The organism is Paracoccaceae bacterium, from assembly GCA_019454225.1.
In the GTDB taxonomy this organism is placed as follows: domain Bacteria; phylum Pseudomonadota; class Alphaproteobacteria; order Rhodobacterales; family Rhodobacteraceae.
This window is the reverse complement of record CP075370.1, coordinates 1,034,918-1,051,494: the sequence shown is the minus strand read 5'-3', so window position 1 is coordinate 1,051,494 and position 16,577 is coordinate 1,034,918. Positions and strand designations below refer to the sequence as shown.

The following is a 16,577-nucleotide window of genomic DNA, read 5'->3' as shown; positions in this document are numbered from 1 at the left end:
GCCGATGCAGATCGAAGAAACCGCGCTTTCCGGCGTGCTGATCCTGACCCCGGCTCGGTTTGGCGATGCCCGTGGCTGGTTCAGCGAAACCTGGAGCGCCCCGAAACTCGCCGCGGCGGGCGTCAGCCTCGGCTTCGTGCAGGACAATCACTCGATGTCGGCGGCGGTGGGCACGCTGCGCGGCCTGCACTATCAGCGCCCGCCGCACGCGCAGGACAAGCTGGTGCGCTGTTCGCGCGGTGCGATCCTTGACGTCGCCGTGGATGCGCGGCGTGGGTCGCCGACCTATGGCAGATGGGTCGGGGTTGAACTGACCGCCGAGAACGGCAGGCAACTGCTGGTGCCGAAGGGGTTCCTGCACGGCTTCGTGACGCGCGTGCCCGACACCGAGGTTCAGTACAAATGCACCGACATCTATGCCCCCGATTGCGACGGTGGCGTGCGATGGGACGATCCCGACATCGGCATCGACTGGGGGCTCGGCGGGCGGGCCCCCGTGCTTTCGGGCAAGGATGCCGTCGCGCCGCTGTTCCGCGACTGGCAGTCGCCCTTCGAAATGGGTGCGGCATGAAGATTCTGGTCACGGGCGGCGCGGGCTTCATCGGCTCGGCAGTGGTGCGGCTTGCAGTGTCGCGCGGGCACGAGGTGGTGAACCTCGACGCGCTTACCTATGCCGCGAATCTCGCGAATGTGGCCGACGCCGCACGATCGAACCTCTACAGCTTCGAGCAGGCCGACATCCGCGACCGCGCCGCGCTCGACCGCGTGTTCGCGACCCACGCCCCCGATGCGGTGATGCACCTCGCGGCCGAATCGCATGTGGACCGCAGCATCGACGGCCCGGGTGACTTCATCCAGACGAATGTGAATGGCACCTTCAACATGCTTGAGGCCACGCGCGCGCACTGGACCCGCGCCGGTCGGCCATCGGGTTTCCGGTTCCACCATATCTCGACCGACGAGGTGTTCGGCACGCTGGGCGAGACCGGCAAGTTCACCGAAGACACGCCCTACGCCCCGAACAGCCCGTATTCGGCCTCCAAGGCCGCCAGCGACCATCTGGTGCGTGCATGGCACGAGACCTATGGCCTGCCCGTGGTGATGACCAACTGCTCGAACAACTACGGGCCTTTCCATTTTCCCGAGAAACTGGTGCCCGTGGTCATCCTGAATGCGCTGATGGGCAAGCCGATCCCGGTCTATGGCCAGGGCCTGAACGTGCGCGACTGGCTTTTCGTCGAGGATCACGCCGACGCGCTTCTGCTTGTGGTCGAAAGGGGCAAGCTCGGACGCAGCTACAACATCGGCGGCGAGAACGAGGCGACAAACATCGACCTCGTACGCATGATCTGCGCGCTGATGGACGAGATGCACCCCGAGGGCGCGCCGCATGACAGGCTGATCACCTATGTCGCCGACCGCCCGGGGCATGACCTGCGCTATGCAATTGACCCGTCGCGCATCCGCGAGGAACTGGGCTGGCGCCCTTCGGTCACGCTGGAGCAGGGCCTACGCCGGACGGTTCGCTGGTATCTGGAAAACGAGGCCTGGTGGCGGCCGCTGCTGGACCGGCAGGGTGTTGGCGAAAGGCTGGGGGTCAAGGCATGAAGCTGCTTGTTTTCGGCCGGACAGGCCAGGTCGCGACCGAACTGGCCCGGCGGATGCCTGTCGGCCTTTCGGCAACCTTCCTCGGGCGTGATGCCGCCGATCTGTCCGATCCGGCGGCCTGCGCTGCGGCGGTGGCGGCGTCGCGTGTGGATGCGGTGATCAACGCCGCAGCATGGACCGCCGTCGACAAGGCCGAGGCCGAAGAGACGGCGGCAACCGTGGTGAACGGTGCCGCGCCGGGCGCCATGGCGCGTGCCTGCGCGGATCAGGGGGTGCCGTTCCTGCATGTCTCGACGGACTACGTGTTCGACGGGGCGGGTGACACGCCATTCATGCCGGATCATCCGGTCGCTCCGCTGGGGGCCTATGGCCGGTCGAAGCTGGCGGGTGAACAGGCGGTGCGTGCGGCAGGCGGGGCACATCTGATCCTGCGCACCTCCTGGGTGTTCTCGGCCCATGGTGCGAACTTCGTGAAGACCATGCTGCGGTTGGGTCGCGAACGTGACATGTTGCGGGTCGTGGCCGACCAGGTCGGCGGGCCCACGCCCGCCGCTGCCATCGCGGACGCCCTGATCACCGCCGCCCGGGCCATGGCGGCGGGCGCCGCGGGCGGCACTCATCACTTCAGCGGTGCACCCGATGTCAGCTGGGCCGACTTCGCCCGGGCCATCATGGCCGAATCCGGGCTTGCCTGCCGGATCGAGGACATCCCTGCCTCTGCCTACCCCACGCCCGCCCGCCGTCCCGCCAATTCGCGGATGGACTGCGGCAGCCTGCATCAGGCTTTCGGGATCGACCGCCCCGACTGGCGGCAATGGCTGGCCGATGCCCTGCGCGACCTGCGCGGATGATGCCGCAATTCCGTCAAATCAGCACAAACTAACCGCCGCGATATACCATTTACGCCACAATCCGCCCATAGATTCGACAGCGTAGACCAAGTGCGCACGTCAGGGTTGAATTACGCGGGCAACGCGTCACCATACCTGCAGCGACGGGAGAGGCTGATGCTGATCGGACTGGTGGCGTTCGGAACGATCTCCGGACTTCTGGCTGCGGCGATGGTGCTGGGCAGCGTCGGTTCGTTCGGTCTGGCCTTTCTGGCCTACGGCGTGTTCGGCAGCCTCGGCGCCACGCTGTTCGCCGTGGCAATGGCGCAGCGGGTCGCCTCGCCCGACGAAGACGAGCAGCAGTGACGCGCAGACACAGGGTTGTCTGTGGATTCACGCGCGCCCGGAAACAATCCGGCTTGGCACTTCACGCGGCCGAACCAGGGTACCCGTCGCAGCCGCATGCGATCACAGGAATGCACCGCACTCGAATCGCCTGGCGACCGCTTTCAACCATAGGTTGATCGCATCTGACACCGCCTTCGCTATTGGTATTGAAGCGCAGAACCAAGGCAAAATAACGGCGAAATTTCGTGGTGAATGTGCCGCCAGCATGTCGAAACCGTGAGGTTCGTCATCGCCAAGTCCAAGCAAGTTCTAGTAAAATGCATCCTGGGGGCGCTCACGAAGGTTGTGAGACATGCAGCTTGGATACGACAGGGTCCGCGGCCACGCGCGGATCGCCCCGGTATTTGTTTGCCAGAAGGATATGGCGTTGTCGCCGCCGGCATGGCGTCCTGCTGCTGAATTGTTGCGGGGGCGGGGACAATGACCGTCAACTTCCCCGAGTTCCTCCCCTCGGAGCCCGGCACCGACCGGCCCAGGCTTCTGGCCCGGCCCGCTGCACGGCCCGATCGGGCGCCCGGCCCCTACCGCCGCTTCTTCAAGCGGACGCTGGATATTGCCCTGGTGGTTGCGGCCGCGCCCTTCGTGGTGCCGATGGTTGCGGGCCTTGCCCTGTCCGTCAGGCGCGACGGCGGGCCGGCCTTCTACGCGCAGGAAAGGGTGGGGCTGGGCGGGCGCAGTTTCCGTATGTGGAAACTGCGCAGCATGGTGGCCGATGCCGATGCCCGGCTTGAGGCACATCTTGCCGGCAACCCGCCTGCACGCGACGAATGGAACCTGACGCAGAAGCTCCGGCAGGACCCGCGCGTCACTCCCTTCGGGCGTTTCCTTCGCCGGTCCTCGCTCGATGAGTTGCCGCAACTCTGGAACGTCCTGCGCGGAGACATGAGCCTGGTCGGGCCTCGGCCCATGATGACCTCGCAGCGCGACCTCTATCACGGTGCGTCCTATTACCGGTTGCGCCCAGGCATCACAGGGCATTGGCAGACCGCCGGGCGCAACGCCACCAGCTTTGCGGCACGCGCCGAGTTCGACCGGGTCTACGAAGAGAACCTGTCTCTGGCGACAGATCTTCGCATCCTCGGCCGTACCGTTGGCGTGGTGCTCAAGGGTACGGGCTGCTGAAACAGGCCGCGATCCGGCATGGCGCCGGGCGCCGCCGTCAGATCATCGACGCCACGCCAATCATCATCGCGATAGCCAGCGCGATCAGCCCATAGCGCAGCATCTCGGGCCGGGCCCGCAGGCCAAGCCCGTCGGCGATCCCGCGCTCCACGAGTTCCAGCCGGACCGGCAACCCGTCATCCCGCAACCGTCTTACATGACGGATCTCGGGGATCGCCACGATCGGGCGCAGCCCGATCTGGCGCTCCATCTGCGCCGATGTCCGCACATAGGGCGTCAGAAGATCCAGTGCAAAGGCCACGATCACGCCGAGGATCACGCTGACGAACGCACCCGCCAGCGCCAGTTTCTTCCGTCCACCGGTGACCGGATAGTCGGGGATCACCGCGCGCTCCAGAAGCGTAAAGCGTTCTGCCTGCTGGCGTTCCTCCAGCTTCGCGGCGGTATCGGCATCGGACAGGCGACGGGTCACCTGGTCGTACTGGGTGCGCAACTGGTCCAGCCGCCGGTCATATCCGGCAAGCGCGCGCTCTACCTCGGGCATGCGCGACATCGCCTGCACCAGTTCCTCGCGCCGCGTCATCAGCGCGTCGCGCCGCGCGGTCAGCATGCCCGCCTGACCAGCCAGCGCCTCGATCTGCCGCCGATCGGTCTCGCGCAGCGTGCGGCCGGATGCCGTCAGAGCCGCCTGTTCCACCGAGATGGCGACAAGTTGACCCTCGACCGCGCGGAGATCGCTTTCGATGCCGAGTATCTCGTCCCGCCGCAGGTCGCGCAGCCCCGGCAGGGCGTCGGCGTGCTCCTGCTGGTAGTTTGCGACCTCGACCTCGAGCGCCGCAAGCTCCGCGGCCACGCGGCGCTCTTCCTCGGTATAGAAGGTCAGCGCCTCGCGGGCGCGGCCCGTCTGCGTTTCGGCTCCGGCGTCCAGCATCTGTTGCGCCACATCATTGGCGATCCGCGCGGCGCTTGGCGCCGAGTCGGCTTGTGCCAGAATGATCACCGCCGAAATCGCCTGCGGAGCCCCATAGACCGAAGGCGCCGCCGACGCGACCGTCTGGAACCGCACGGCGGTGCGCAGCATATGCACCTTCTCGTCATCGCTGGCGGGCAGACCCGCATACAGCCCGTGCCGGTCGATCATCGCCAGGAAGTTGTCGCGCGTAGTCAGCCGTTGCTGGATCGCCTGCAGCCGCTGCGCCGATGCCGAAGGCACGGTTCCATCGCTGACGGTCGGGGTTTCGACCTGGATGACCGCCGCGCTTTCGAACAGCACGGGCCGCGACAGCGCATACATCACCGCGAGCACGCTGCCGAGCGCGGCCACGGCGGCAATCACCAGCCGCCGCCGCAGCAGAAGGCCAAGGAACTCGTCAATCGACTGGATCTGCCCCATCGCTCAGCGCCGCCCCCGCCTGCGCCAGGGGCGCGACAACGACAGTTCCTGCGACCGGTTCAGCACCACCCCGATCAGCGGCAGATGACCCGAGAACAGGCGTTCGCAGGCCGTGATGTCGGCTGCGGTGGTGCGCGTCCCGTCGGCCACCAGGATCACGGCGTCAAACAACGCCAGCCCCGCCATCACGTCATCCGAATCCAGTGCGGGCGGCAGATCGAAGATGACCGCCTCGGGATCAAGCAGGTCGATCATCTGCGTCACCGCATCCGCCGTATCCGGCGATTGCAGCAGTTCGGCCGCCCCCTCCTCCGCCCGGCCGTTCAGACCAAGCGCAAGCGCGTTCCCGGCACGCAGCAGATGGCTTTCTACGGGTTCCAACCCGGTCAGCATGTCGCGCATCCGGTTCGTCTCGCGCAGGCCGAAGCGGGTGGCAAGCGCGGGGTGCCGCAGGTCAAAATCCAGCAGGACGATACGCGCATCAGGCCGCCGCGCCATGCTCAGGCCCAGGTTGGCCGCGACAAGCGAGGTCCCGCAACCATGTCGCGGCGCCGTGACGGCGATCCGGCGCCAGCCGTTCTCCTGGCACGCGATGATCGTTCGCGTGCGCAGGATGTCGAAGGCCGCAGCGGCGGGATGAGATGACGGTTTTGCGAACAGTCCGTTTCTTTCCACGCGCAAGGGGTCAAGCGTGACCGGCGCAAGCGACTGCCAGACCCGCACCGGGTTCGGCGGTTCGATGCGTGGCACGGGTACAGGCAGGTTCATCACCGGCCCGCGCGGGGCGGCACGCTGGACATCCGGCGGGGCACGGAACAGCGGCGCGGCAGCACCCAAAGGGCGCCGCGCCTCCTCGGCGAGCTTGCGGAAGCTGTCGTCATCCATGGCCGGAGCCCCCGGATCGTCGATCGGCTGACCCTCCAACCCCGATATCTTGTGCATGCTCATCGGTCGGACCGGCTCCTGCAGGCGCGGGAAGAACCCGCTTCGGGTACGCACTACGACCCGCCTTGCAGCGGGCCCGGGCGCAGTAGACACCGCCACCCGCATGCGCCCCGGAACAGACCCGAGTGCCGCGCAGCACGGCGGAATCGACTGGGCCCCCGCCCGTCACATGGGTGAATAGCAGATAAACGCTTCCGCGAAAAGGGGAAGCGCCCGTGACGCCGCAACGCAGCATGGTGGCGGGTTCCAGCGGAAGGGCCTAGGATCGCGGCAGTGCCCAAGGGAAAACGTGCTCATGCACCCTGCCCATCCAGCCACAGCCACAGCAACGGCCGGTCGACCCGAGGTCGATGCCGTGGTGATCGGCCGCAACGAAGGAGAGCGGCTGGTGGCCTGCCTCGACTCGCTGGGCGGACGGGTCCGGCGCATCATCTATGTCGACAGCGGATCGACGGATGACAGCGTCGCGGCAGCGGAACGTGCCGGGGCCACGACCGTGCAACTTGACCTCTCGCACCCTTTCACCGCCGCGCGGGCGCGCAACGCGGGACTTGCGGTGCTGACCGCCGATCCGGCGGCCGCGCCGCTGCTCCAGTTCGTTGACGGGGACTGCATCGTGGCTGCGGGCTGGATCGAGACCGCGGCGACGTTCCTTGCGGACCGTCCTGAGGTGACGGTTGTCTGCGGCCGGCGGCGCGAACGCTTTCCCGATGCCTCGGTCTGGAACCGGCTGGCCGACCGTGAGTGGAATACGCCCCCGGGTCCCGCCAATGCCTGCGGCGGCGATGCGATGATGCGCCGCGCCGCTGTCGAGGCGGTTGGCGGCTATCGCGCAGACCTGATCGCCGGAGAGGAACCCGAACTCTGCCTTCGCCTGAGGCGGATGGGGGGCACGGTCTGGCGGCTCGACACCGAGATGACGCTGCATGACGCGGCGATGACCCGGTTCTCGCAATGGTGGCAGCGAACCCGGCGGGCGGGGCATGCCTTTGCCGAAGGCGCACACCTGCACGGCAGCGCCCCCGAGCGGCACTGGCTGGCCGAGACCCGAAGGGCCTTGCTCTGGGGGGCAGGGGTGCCGGTGGCGGGCCTGCTGGCGGGGCTGGTCCACCCGGTCGGTCTGGTGATCCTGCTGGCCTGGCCGCTGCAGGCCCTGCGGCTGGGCTGGCGCTGGCGAGCCGAGGGATGGGCAGGGTGGCAGGCCGCGGCGTTCTCGATCCTCGGCAAACCCGCCGAGGCGCAGGGGGTGCTTGGGTTCCATCTCGCCCGACTGCGCGGCCGGCGAAGGACACTGATCGAATACAAGTGACAGGCGGGCGCCGGTCAGGTTCCGCCGCCCTCCCGGCGCTGGCGCAACCGCAGCGCGGCCACGGCCTGTCCCGGCAGGATCGCAGCGCAGGCTGCATAGCGGGGCCCGAGCCGGCCCGGCGCCGACAGCATCCGCCACAGCCACTCCAACGCGATCCGACGCACCCATGCGGGCGCACGCACCTGGGTGCCGGCCAGAAAGTCGATCCCCGCCCCCACCGATGCAAACCCGACCTGCGGCGCCAGGTGCCGCCCGCGCGCGGCCAGCTGTTCCTGCTTCGGTGCGCCAAGCGCCAACAGGCACAGGCAGGGCCCGACGGCCGCCAGTTCTGCCAGGATGCCCGCGGCGGCCTCGCCGCACGGATCAAAGCCCATGGGTGGGGCAATCAGCGGGCCGAGGCGCGCCCCCGGTACCCGGCCCTCCAGATCGCGCGCGGCCGCGGACAGAGCATCTGGCGTGCTGCCCACCATGGCCACGGCCACCCCGGCGGCCGCGGCCAGTTCGACAAGGGGAACGACAAGGTCGGACCCCGGAACAAGCTGCACCGGACGCCCGGCCAGCCGCGACAGCCAGACGATCGGGTTGCCATCGGCCACCACGATGTCCTGCGCCGCATAGGCCGCACGGAACGCCTCGTCGCTGCCCAGTTTCACAAGATGGTCAAGGTTGATCGTGGCCAGCGCGAACCCCCGCCCCGCTGCCAGCCTTGACGCGACCTCTCGCCCGGCCGCCGCGCGGTCGGGGTGGGTGACACGGATACGCGTACTGCCGAAACGGAACTCCATCGCCCTCTCCTTCAAGCGCCGCATAGCATGCGGCCCGGACAGGGGCGACCCGCCAGATTCCTCCCGGTCCGCGAACACTCCGTTTCCGCAGACCCCTGCGATGGTCCGGCGGGGCGTTTCGTGCTATCGGGCAGTTGGCTGACGGTCGGGACCCGCCATGGGAAATGCGCTTGCCTATGCGATGCTGGCTGCCTGGCCCCTGCTGGCCTGGGCACTCTACTCCCGTCTGCCACCTGCACGGGCGCTGATCTGGGCCATCCTGCTGGCCTACATGCTGCTGCCGCCGGAGCAGGTGAAGTTCGATCTTCCCGCCATTCCCGACATGGACAAGTTTTCCATATCGAACCTCTGCGCGCTGATCTTCACGCTGCTTCTGCTGCGCGAACGGGTTCCGGTGCTGCCGCCGGGGCCGGTTTCGCGGGTGCTGCTGCTGCTGTTCGTCATCAGCCCCTTCGCCACGGCGGTAACAAACCCCGACCCGATCTCCATCTACCTGGGCGATGTGCCGGCACTGCGGGCCTATGACGCGATCTCCTACGTCGCGGGGCAGCTGATCGCATTGATCCCGTTCTTCCTCGCCCGCCGCTTCCTTGGCACGGATGACGGCATGCGCATGCTGGTGCAGGCACTGGTGACGGCCGGGCTGATCTATTCGCTGCCGATGCTGCTGGAGGCGCGACTGTCGCCGCAGCTGAACACCTGGATCTACGGGTTCTTCCAGCACGATTTCAGCCAGTCCATGCGGGGTGGCGGGTTCAGGCCCATGGTGTTCATGCCACACGGGTTGTGGGTGGCGTTCTTCGCGCTGATGGCGGCCATGTCGGCCCTTGTCCTGCTGCGCGACTCCGGACCCGAAGAGCGCCCGAAACGGCTAGTGATCTGGCTGTACCTCATGCTGGTCCTGACGCAGTGCCGCAGCCTCGGGCCGTTGGCATACGCGCTTGGACTGACCCCGGTGATCCTGTTCGCGCCCCGGCGCGTGCAGCTGCTGCTGGGGGCCGCGCTGGCCGTGATCGTGATCACCTATCCGTTCCTGCGCGGCGCGCATCTGGTGCCGCTGGACGACATTCTTGCCTTTGCCAAGTCGATCAGCACCGAACGCCACCAGTCGCTCGAATACCGCATCCTGAACGAGGAACAGCTTCTGGCGCGGGCGCAAGAGAAGTTCTGGTTCGGCTGGGGCGGATACGGGCGGTCCCTGATCCTCGACCCCTATGACGGGCGCATCCTGTCGGTACCCGACGGCGGCTGGATCATCGTTCTGGGCACCTATGGCTGGCTTGGCTATGCCGCGATGTTCGGCATGCTGGTGCTGCCGCTCCTGATGCTGGGGCGCGAGGCGATCCTGTCGAAAAGCCTGGCATTCAGCCGCTGGGGATGTGCGGTGGCGCTGATCTATGCCGCGAACCTTGTCGACCTCTTGCCGAATGACACGATCATCCCGTTCACGTGGCTGATGGGCGGGGCGCTGATGGCCTGGGCCGAGGGACTGGCGCGGGCCCGACGGGAACGGGCGCAGGCCGAATGGGCCGCAACCCTGCCACAGGGCAGACGCACCGCAATCTGACCCGCCGACTGTTCGCGGGACGGCGCGAATACGCGGCATTTTACCGGATGCCCCGGCCGACATGGCCCCGCGCCGCCATGATCGGGCGGGAATCGAGGCGGGAATGCGGCATTTCTGCGGCATTGTGGCCCCTCGCGCGACGGTTCGTGCCATCGGCCCGGGCGGGTGGCCCCGGGGGGCGCTTTGCGGTATTTTGCGCTTGCGGCGTCAGGCAAGGCGCACGGGCAGGCAATCGGGGGACAGTGTGACGCAAGGCGCGCGCATCGGGGCGAACGATATCGCCATCGTGGGCATGGCCGCCCATCTGCCGGGCGCGCCTTCGGTGTCGGCGTATTGGGACAACCTGGTCCGGGGCATCGAGTCGATCCGCCCGCTGACCGAGGACGATCTTCTGGCCGCCGGCGAAAGCCCCTCGCGCATGCGCCATCCGCGCTATGTGCGGGCGGCCGCCCCGTTGGACGGGTTCGAGCGCTTCGATGCCGAGTTCTTCGGCTTCTCTCCCAAGGAGGCGGCAATCCTCGACCCCCAGCACCGCCAGTTCCTCGAGGTGGCATGGGAAGCCCTGGAGGATGCCGGCCATCCGCCAGAAGGCTTTCCGGGTGCCGTGGGCATCTGGGCGGGCTGCGGGATGGGCAGCTATTTCTACTTCAACCTGTGCTCGAACCCCGGTCTTGTCGAGGACACGGGCATGTTCCTGCTGCGCCACACCGGCAACGACAAGGATTTCCTGGCCACCCGGGTCAGCCATGTGTTTGACTTCAAGGGTCCCTCGATCAACGTGCAGACTGCCTGTTCGACATCGCTGGTCGCGGTCCACTACGCCTGCCAGGCGCTGCTGAACGGCGAATGCGACATGGCCCTTGCGGGGGGCGTGACCGTCGAACTGCCGCAGGGGCGCGGCTATGTCTATCAGGAAGGCGAGATCCTGTCGCCCGACGGACATTGCCACGCCTTCGACCACCGTGCGCAGGGCACCGTCTTTGGCAGCGGTGCGGGCTGCGTGGTGTTGCGGCGGCTGGCCGACGCGATTGCCGATGGCGATCATGTCTGGGCGGTGATCAAGGGATCGGCGGTCAACAATGACGGTGCCGCAAAGGCCGGATACCTTGCGCCGTCGGTCGAGGGGCAGGCCGCCTGCATCGCCGAGGCGCAGGCCGTCGCGGGGATATCGGCCGACAGCGTGGGCTATGTGGAGTGCCACGGCACCGGCACCTACCTGGGCGACCCTATCGAGGTGGCGGCGCTGACGCAGGCATTCCGCGAAACCACCGACGCCGTCGATTTCTGCCGCATCGGCAGCGTCAAGACAAACATCGGGCACCTGGACACGGCGGCGGGCGTGGCCAGCCTGATCAAGGCATCTCTGGCCGTGACCACCGGCACGATCCCGCCAACGCTGGGGTTCGAGGCGCCAAATCCCGCGATCGCCTTCGACGGCTCGCCCTTTCGCGTTGCCGACCGGCTGACGGATTTCCCGGCGGGCAGAACGCCCCGGCGGGCGGGTGTCAACTCGCTCGGGGTGGGCGGCACCAATGCGCATGTCGTGATCGAAGAACCGCCTGCGCGCCCGGCCAGCCCCGAAAGCGACTGGCCCTTCCAGCCCCTCGTCATCTCGGCCCGGTCCCGCGCCGCACTGGACGAAGCGTCGGCCAGGCTGGCCGCGCATCTGCGGGCACATCCTGAACAGCCGCTGGCCGATGTGGCCTGGACCCTGAAGCAGGGCCGGCGGCATTTCGAGAAGCGTCGCGTGATCGTGGCCGAAAACCATGCCGAGGCGGCGGCATTGCTGGAAGGGGCCGACGCGCGGCGGGTCTGGACGCATGACCACCTGGGCGAAGCGCCCCAGGTCGTGTTCATGTTCCCCGGCGGCGGGGCGCAATACGCTGGAATGGCGCGCGACCTCTACGAAACCGAACCGGTGTTTCGCGACTGGGTGGATCGCGGGCTGGCCGTGCTCGAACCACGGCTGGACTATTCGATCCGCGATCTCTGGCTGCCCGCCCGGGGTGCCGAGGCAGCGGCCGACGCGCGGCTGAAGCGTCCCTCGGTCCAGTTGCCGCTGATCATGATCGTGGAGTACGCCCTCGCACGGCTGTTCGAAAGCTGGGGCGTGACACCACACGCCCTGATCGGTCATTCGATGGGCGAGAATACCGCGGCCTGCCTTGCCGGCGTGTTGCGGTTCGAGGATTGCATCGGGCTGGTCCACCTGCGCGGCCAGTTGTTCGACACCGTGCCACCGGGCGGAATGCTATCGGTTCCGATGGACGCTGCGGACCTTGTCGCGCGCCTGCCCGAGGGTCTTGACATGGCCTCGGTCAACGCGCCGGGCCTTTGCGTGGTGTCAGGGCCGGATGCGATGCTGGCCGATCTCGCGTCCGGGCTTGCCGCCGAGGGGATCGAGACGCAGCGCGTCGCGATCGACATCGCGGCGCATTCCCGCATGCTGGAACCGATCCTCGGCCGGTTCGGTGACTTCCTGCGCAGCATCCCGCTGTCACCGCCGGTGCTGCCGGTAATCTCCAACCGCACGGGCCGACCGCTGACAGCCGCCGAAGCCACCGATCCGGAGTACTGGGTCGCGCATCTGCGCAGCACGGTGCGCTTTGCCGAAGGCATGGCCCATCTTGTGCAGGTTCCCGGGCGGGTGTTCATGGAGATGGGTCCGGGCCGGGCGCTTTCGTCCCTGGCGCAGGCCAACGGTGTCGCCGCCGGACAGGTGATCCCCGCGCTGCGCCACCCCGGGCAGGCCATGGCCGACGATGCCTGGCACATGGCGACCATCGCGCGGCTCTGGGCCTGCGGCGTGACGGTCGATTGGGAACCCGTCTGGGGCGAGGCCGCGCGCCAGCGTGTGCCCCTGCCAACCTATCCGTTCCAGCGGAAGCCCTATTTCATTTCGCCCGGCACCCCCGCAGCCGTCGAGACAGAGACGGCGCCCGCACGCAGCGACGATATCGCCCGATGGGGTTGGGTGCCGCACTGGCGACCCCGCGCCGCCGACTGTGCCGCCGATGTGGAAACCGAACTCGACAGCCTGCCACGCGAGACATGGGCGATCTTCACGGACGAGACCGGCCTTGCCGCCGCCTGCGCGGACCGCCTGCGCGATGCCGGACATCGGGTCGTCACGGTGCGCGCGGGTGATGCGTTCCGCCGCGATGGCGACGCCTACACCCTGTCGCCCGAGCGCGGGCGCGAAGGGTATGACCTGCTGGTGCGCGACCTGGTGGCGCGCGGGCTGGCCCCAACCCGGGTCGCTCATTTCTGGCTGGTGACCGCAACAGAAACCTTCCGGCCGGGATCGAGCTTCTTCCAGCGGAACCTCGAACAGGGGTTCTGGAGCCTGCTGTTCCTGGGCCAGGCGATGGCCGAGGAAAACGTGCCGCGCCCCGTCCACATGACGGTCATGACGACCGGCGCAGCGCGCCTGCGCGACGGCGGGCTTGCGCATCCCGAGAAGGCGGCGGTCGCAGGCCCGGCGCGGATCATTCCGCGCGAGTTGCCGGGCGTGACCTGCACCACGCTGGACCTGGAGCTACCCGCGTCGCGACGGGGCGGGGTGCCCGGGCCGCTGGTCGTGCAGGTGCTGGAGGAGATGCTGGCCCAGCCTGCCGACAGCGTGGCGGCCCTGCGCGGAGCGCGACGCTTTGAACGGGGACTGCGTGCCGTGGACCTGCCTGTCGGCGAACTGCCGCTGGCCGAGGGCGCCACGGTGATGGTCACGGGCGGCTTCGGCGGAATCGGCCTGACGCTGGCGGAAGACCTGATCCGGAACCACAAGGCAAAGATCCTCATCGTGGCACGCCGCCCCCTGCCGCCGCGCGACGGCTGGGCTGCGCATCTGGCGGCGCGCGGCCCGGACGATGCCGCGTCGCGGCGGATCCTGGCGATGCAGCGGCTGGACGCGATCGGCGGCACGGTCGAGGTTGCGGTCGCGGACGTCTGCAACCCCGACGAGATGCGCGCGGCCGTAGCGCTTGGCGAGGCGCGGCTGGGGCGGATCGCGGCGGTGATCCACGCGGCGGGGGTGGTGGACGACGGGCCGATGCTGGGCAAGACCCCCGGCGGTGTCGAGGAGGTTCTCGCGCCCAAGCTGCACGGCACGCAGGTGCTCGACGCGATCTTTCCCGACGGGCGGCTGGACTGGATGGTCGTGTTCGCGTCAACCTCCACCGTCACGGCGCCGGCCGGTCAGGTGGACTACGTGGCCGCAAACGAGTTCCTGAATGCCTGGGCACAGTCGCGGGCGGGCGGCAAGACGCGGGTCGTGGCGCTGAACTGGGGCATATGGTCGGGCGTGGGCATGGCGGCCGAGGCCCTGGCAGACCGGCTGGGCACCCGCCCCGCCGCACCGCGCCTGCCTGTCTCCGGGCCGCTTCTGACCGAGGCGAGCTTTGACGCCACGGGGCGGCGGGTCTACGAGGCACGCCTGACCACCGCCGACTGGGTGCTTGACCAGCACCGGATGAAGGGCGGGCAGGCGGTGTTCCCGGGCACCGGCTATCTGGAACTGGTCGCCGAGGCGGCGCGCGCCGAGGGCATGACGGCCTTCGAACTGGCAGATCTCACGTTCTTCCGCGCACTTGAAGTGGCCGACGGGGACAACCGCGCCTTGCGCCTTCGGCTGACGGCGACCGACGAAGGCTTCGCGGTCGAGGTGCAGTCGGGCGTCACCCATCAGGGGCGGCAGGGCTGGATCACGCATGCGCAGGGCCGTCTGGCACCGCTGCGCGACACCGCCCCTGGGTTCGATACCGGCGCCGCCTTGCGCTGTGGCACGGCCGAAACGGGCGAGGGCCTGGAAAGCCCGCAAGAGGCGCATCTGGCCTTCGGTGCACGCTGGCGGGTCATCCGGTCGCGGGCGTTCGGGAACGGCGAGGGCGTCGCGCGGCTGGCGTTGCCGGTGGCGTTCGGTGCCGAGGCGGGCCATTGGCCGCTGCATCCGGCGCTGATGGACCTGGCGACAGGCTGGGCCATGCCCCTGATCCCGAGCTATTCGCCGTCGCACCTGTGGGTGCCGCTGTCCTACGGGCGCCTGCGCGTGTTCGCCCCGCTGCCGGCCGAGGTGACCAGCCATGTCCGGCTTGCGCCCGGCGCCGCCGCGGGCTCTGCTGCCTTCGACATCGTGCTGGCCGATCCGGAAGGCCGGGTCGTGGCCGAGGTGCGGGGTTTCTCGATGCGGCGGATCGAGGGCGCGCTGACCGCCGCGCCGGTTTCTTCCCGCGATCTCGAGTTCGACGATACCCCCGCCAAGCGCAGCCTGACGGCGGCCGAGGAACGGCTTGCCGCGAATCTGGTCCAGGGCATCCGGCCGGCCGAGGGGGTCGAGGCCTTTGCCCGCGCGCTGTCGCTGGGGTCCAGCCATGTCTATGTCTCGTCGCTGGACCTGCCCGCCCTGATCGCCCAGGCCGCGCGGACCGAGTCGGCGCGGCCCGAAGGCCAGTCCTTCGAGCGGCCCGATCTGGATACCGCCTTTGTCGAACCCCGAAACGAGATCGAACGCACGCTGGCAGGGTTCTGGACCGATCTGCTCGGTGTGGCGAAGGTGGGGGTCGAGGATGACTTCTTTGCCCTCGGCGGCCACAGCCTGATCGCCGTCCGGCTGTTCGCCATGGTCAAGAAGGCATTCCGGGTCGAGTTTCCGATCTCGGTGCTGTTCGAGGCACCGACCATCGCCGCCTGCGCGCGGCTGATCGAGGACCGCATCGGCCCTGTCGAGGCCGAGGGGGCAAGGCCCCAGGCCGCCGCTCCGCGCCGCAGGTTCACCCATCTGGTGCCGATGCACGAACGCGACGGCGGACCGGGCACGCCGTTCTTCCTGGTCGCGGGAATGTTCGGCAACGTGCTCAACCTTCGCCATCTTGCGCAGCTTCTGGGGGGCGATCGGCCGTTCTACGGCCTGCAGGCGCGCGGGCTCTACGGGGATGAGGCGCCGCATGAAAGCCTGCCCGCCGCCGCCGCCGACATCATCGCCGAAATGCGACAGGTGCAGCCGCACGGCCCCTTCCTGCTGGGCGGGTTTTCCGGTGGCGGCCTGACCGCCTGGGAAATCGCGCGGCAGCTTGAGGGTGACGGGGAGGAGGTGGCGATGCTTGCCTTGCTGGACACGCCCCTGCCGGTGCGCCCTGCTCTTTCCAGGGCCGACAAGGCGATGATCAAGCTGGCGGAGTTCCGCCGCAAGGGCCCCGCCTATGCACGGGAATGGCTGCAGGCGCGTGCCGAATGGAAACGGCGCCTGGCGGCCGGGCCAGCGGCAGAGGCCGAGGGTACCTTCCACAACGCGGCGATCGAGGCGGCGTTCCGCGCCTCGGTGGCCGACTATACCCTGCCGCAGCGGATGGGTGCGACCGTGCTGTTCCGCCCGCCGCTGGATCGGCACTGGCGGGTGACGGGCGGCCGCTGGGTCAGCCGGGCCAGGGAATATGTGTCCCCCGACAATGACCTGACCCCATTTGCCCCGGCCCTGCGCGTGATCGAGGTGCCGGGCGACCACGACAGCATGGTGCTGGAGCCCAACGTCCGCGTCCTGGCTGCCCGCCTGCGGGCGGAGATCGCGGGGGTCGAGACGCCCTCGCTCGCGCCGCTGGCACGGGCCGCGGAATAGCCG

At 68.6% G+C, this 16,577-nt stretch carries 11 protein-coding genes; 8 read left to right on the top strand and 3 right to left on the bottom strand.

Annotated elements, in window-relative coordinates; all coding sequences use genetic code 11:
- The first annotated feature begins 4 nt into the window (after positions 1-4).
- The 5 genes from rfbC (at position 5) to KF887_04930 (ending at position 3,968) form a co-directional block, all read left to right on the top strand.
- Positions 5-571: a dTDP-4-dehydrorhamnose 3,5-epimerase gene (gene rfbC, locus KF887_04950; protein ID QYK42472.1), complete on the top strand. Its 567-nt coding sequence runs from the start codon at positions 5-7 to the stop codon at positions 569-571.
- Positions 568-1,608 carry a dTDP-glucose 4,6-dehydratase gene (rfbB, locus tag KF887_04945; protein ID QYK42471.1) on the top strand — a complete coding sequence of 347 codons (1,041 nt, stop codon included), beginning with the start codon at positions 568-570 and terminating at the stop codon, positions 1,606-1,608. Before rfbC ends, rfbB begins: the two co-directional genes overlap by 4 nt.
- Positions 1,605-2,459 (top strand): dTDP-4-dehydrorhamnose reductase, encoded by an 855-nt coding sequence (rfbD, locus tag KF887_04940; GenBank protein ID QYK42470.1) that lies wholly within the window; start codon positions 1,605-1,607, stop codon positions 2,457-2,459. The genes rfbB and rfbD overlap by 4 nt, the downstream gene beginning before the upstream one ends.
- 156 nt (positions 2,460-2,615) lie before the next feature.
- Positions 2,616-2,804: a hypothetical protein gene (locus KF887_04935; protein QYK42469.1), complete on the top strand. Its 189-nt coding sequence runs from the start codon at positions 2,616-2,618 to the stop codon at positions 2,802-2,804.
- A 462-nt stretch (positions 2,805-3,266) separates the two neighbouring features.
- Positions 3,267-3,968, top strand: coding sequence for a sugar transferase (locus tag KF887_04930; GenBank protein ID QYK42468.1), 702 nt, complete (start codon positions 3,267-3,269; stop codon positions 3,966-3,968).
- 37 nt (positions 3,969-4,005) lie between these two features.
- On the opposite strand, the gene KF887_04925 is transcribed toward KF887_04930, so the two are convergent.
- Together KF887_04925 and KF887_04920 are read right to left on the bottom strand one after the other, a co-directional pair.
- Positions 4,006-5,361, bottom strand: a complete 1,356-nt coding sequence (locus KF887_04925; GenBank protein ID QYK42467.1) for a hypothetical protein — start codon at positions 5,359-5,361, stop codon at positions 4,006-4,008.
- Between the two features lie 3 nt (positions 5,362-5,364).
- Positions 5,365-6,303, bottom strand: a complete 939-nt coding sequence (locus tag KF887_04920) for a P-loop NTPase (protein QYK42466.1) — start codon at positions 6,301-6,303, stop codon at positions 5,365-5,367.
- A 298-nt stretch (positions 6,304-6,601) separates the two neighbouring features.
- On the opposite strand from KF887_04920, the gene KF887_04915 reads away from it, so the two are divergent.
- Complete coding sequence (locus KF887_04915) at positions 6,602-7,615, top strand: glycosyltransferase family 2 protein (GenBank protein QYK42465.1); 1,014 nt, start codon at positions 6,602-6,604, stop codon at positions 7,613-7,615.
- Between the two features lie 14 nt (positions 7,616-7,629).
- Here KF887_04915 and KF887_04910 read toward each other — a convergent pair whose 3' ends face one another.
- Positions 7,630-8,400 carry a WecB/TagA/CpsF family glycosyltransferase gene (locus KF887_04910; protein QYK42464.1) on the bottom strand — a complete coding sequence of 257 codons (771 nt, stop codon included), beginning with the start codon at positions 8,398-8,400 and terminating at the stop codon, positions 7,630-7,632.
- Between the two features lie 157 nt (positions 8,401-8,557).
- Between KF887_04910 and KF887_04905 the strand changes: the two genes are divergently transcribed.
- Together KF887_04905 and KF887_04900 are read left to right on the top strand one after the other, a co-directional pair.
- Positions 8,558-9,967, top strand: a complete 1,410-nt coding sequence (locus KF887_04905; protein ID QYK42463.1) for a hypothetical protein — start codon at positions 8,558-8,560, stop codon at positions 9,965-9,967.
- 103 nt (positions 9,968-10,070) lie between these two features.
- Positions 10,071-16,574 (top strand): KR domain-containing protein, encoded by a 6,504-nt coding sequence (locus KF887_04900; GenBank protein QYK43440.1) that lies wholly within the window; start codon positions 10,071-10,073, stop codon positions 16,572-16,574.
- The last annotated feature ends 3 nt before the right edge of the window (positions 16,575-16,577 follow it).

What these genes read in the sequence shown, in the direction of transcription:
- rfbC (QYK42472.1), top strand. Translation starts at nt 5, where the DNA reads ATGCAGATCGAAGAAACCGCGCTTTCCGGCGTGCTGATCCTGACCCCG.
- rfbB (QYK42471.1), top strand. Translation starts at nt 568, where the DNA reads ATGAAGATTCTGGTCACGGGCGGCGCGGGCTTCATCGGCTCGGCAGTG.
- rfbD (QYK42470.1), top strand. Translation starts at nt 1,605, where the DNA reads ATGAAGCTGCTTGTTTTCGGCCGGACAGGCCAGGTCGCGACCGAACTG.
- KF887_04935 (QYK42469.1), top strand. Translation starts at nt 2,616, where the DNA reads ATGCTGATCGGACTGGTGGCGTTCGGAACGATCTCCGGACTTCTGGCT.
- KF887_04930 (QYK42468.1), top strand. Translation starts at nt 3,267, where the DNA reads ATGACCGTCAACTTCCCCGAGTTCCTCCCCTCGGAGCCCGGCACCGAC.
- KF887_04925 (QYK42467.1), bottom strand. Translation starts at nt 5,361, where the DNA reads ATGGGGCAGATCCAGTCGATTGACGAGTTCCTTGGCCTTCTGCTGCGG.
- KF887_04920 (QYK42466.1), bottom strand. Translation starts at nt 6,303, where the DNA reads ATGCACAAGATATCGGGGTTGGAGGGTCAGCCGATCGACGATCCGGGG.
- KF887_04915 (QYK42465.1), top strand. Translation starts at nt 6,602, where the DNA reads ATGCACCCTGCCCATCCAGCCACAGCCACAGCAACGGCCGGTCGACCC.
- KF887_04910 (QYK42464.1), bottom strand. Translation starts at nt 8,400, where the DNA reads ATGGAGTTCCGTTTCGGCAGTACGCGTATCCGTGTCACCCACCCCGAC.
- KF887_04905 (QYK42463.1), top strand. Translation starts at nt 8,558, where the DNA reads ATGGGAAATGCGCTTGCCTATGCGATGCTGGCTGCCTGGCCCCTGCTG.
- KF887_04900 (QYK43440.1), top strand. Translation starts at nt 10,071, where the DNA reads ATGCGGCATTTCTGCGGCATTGTGGCCCCTCGCGCGACGGTTCGTGCC.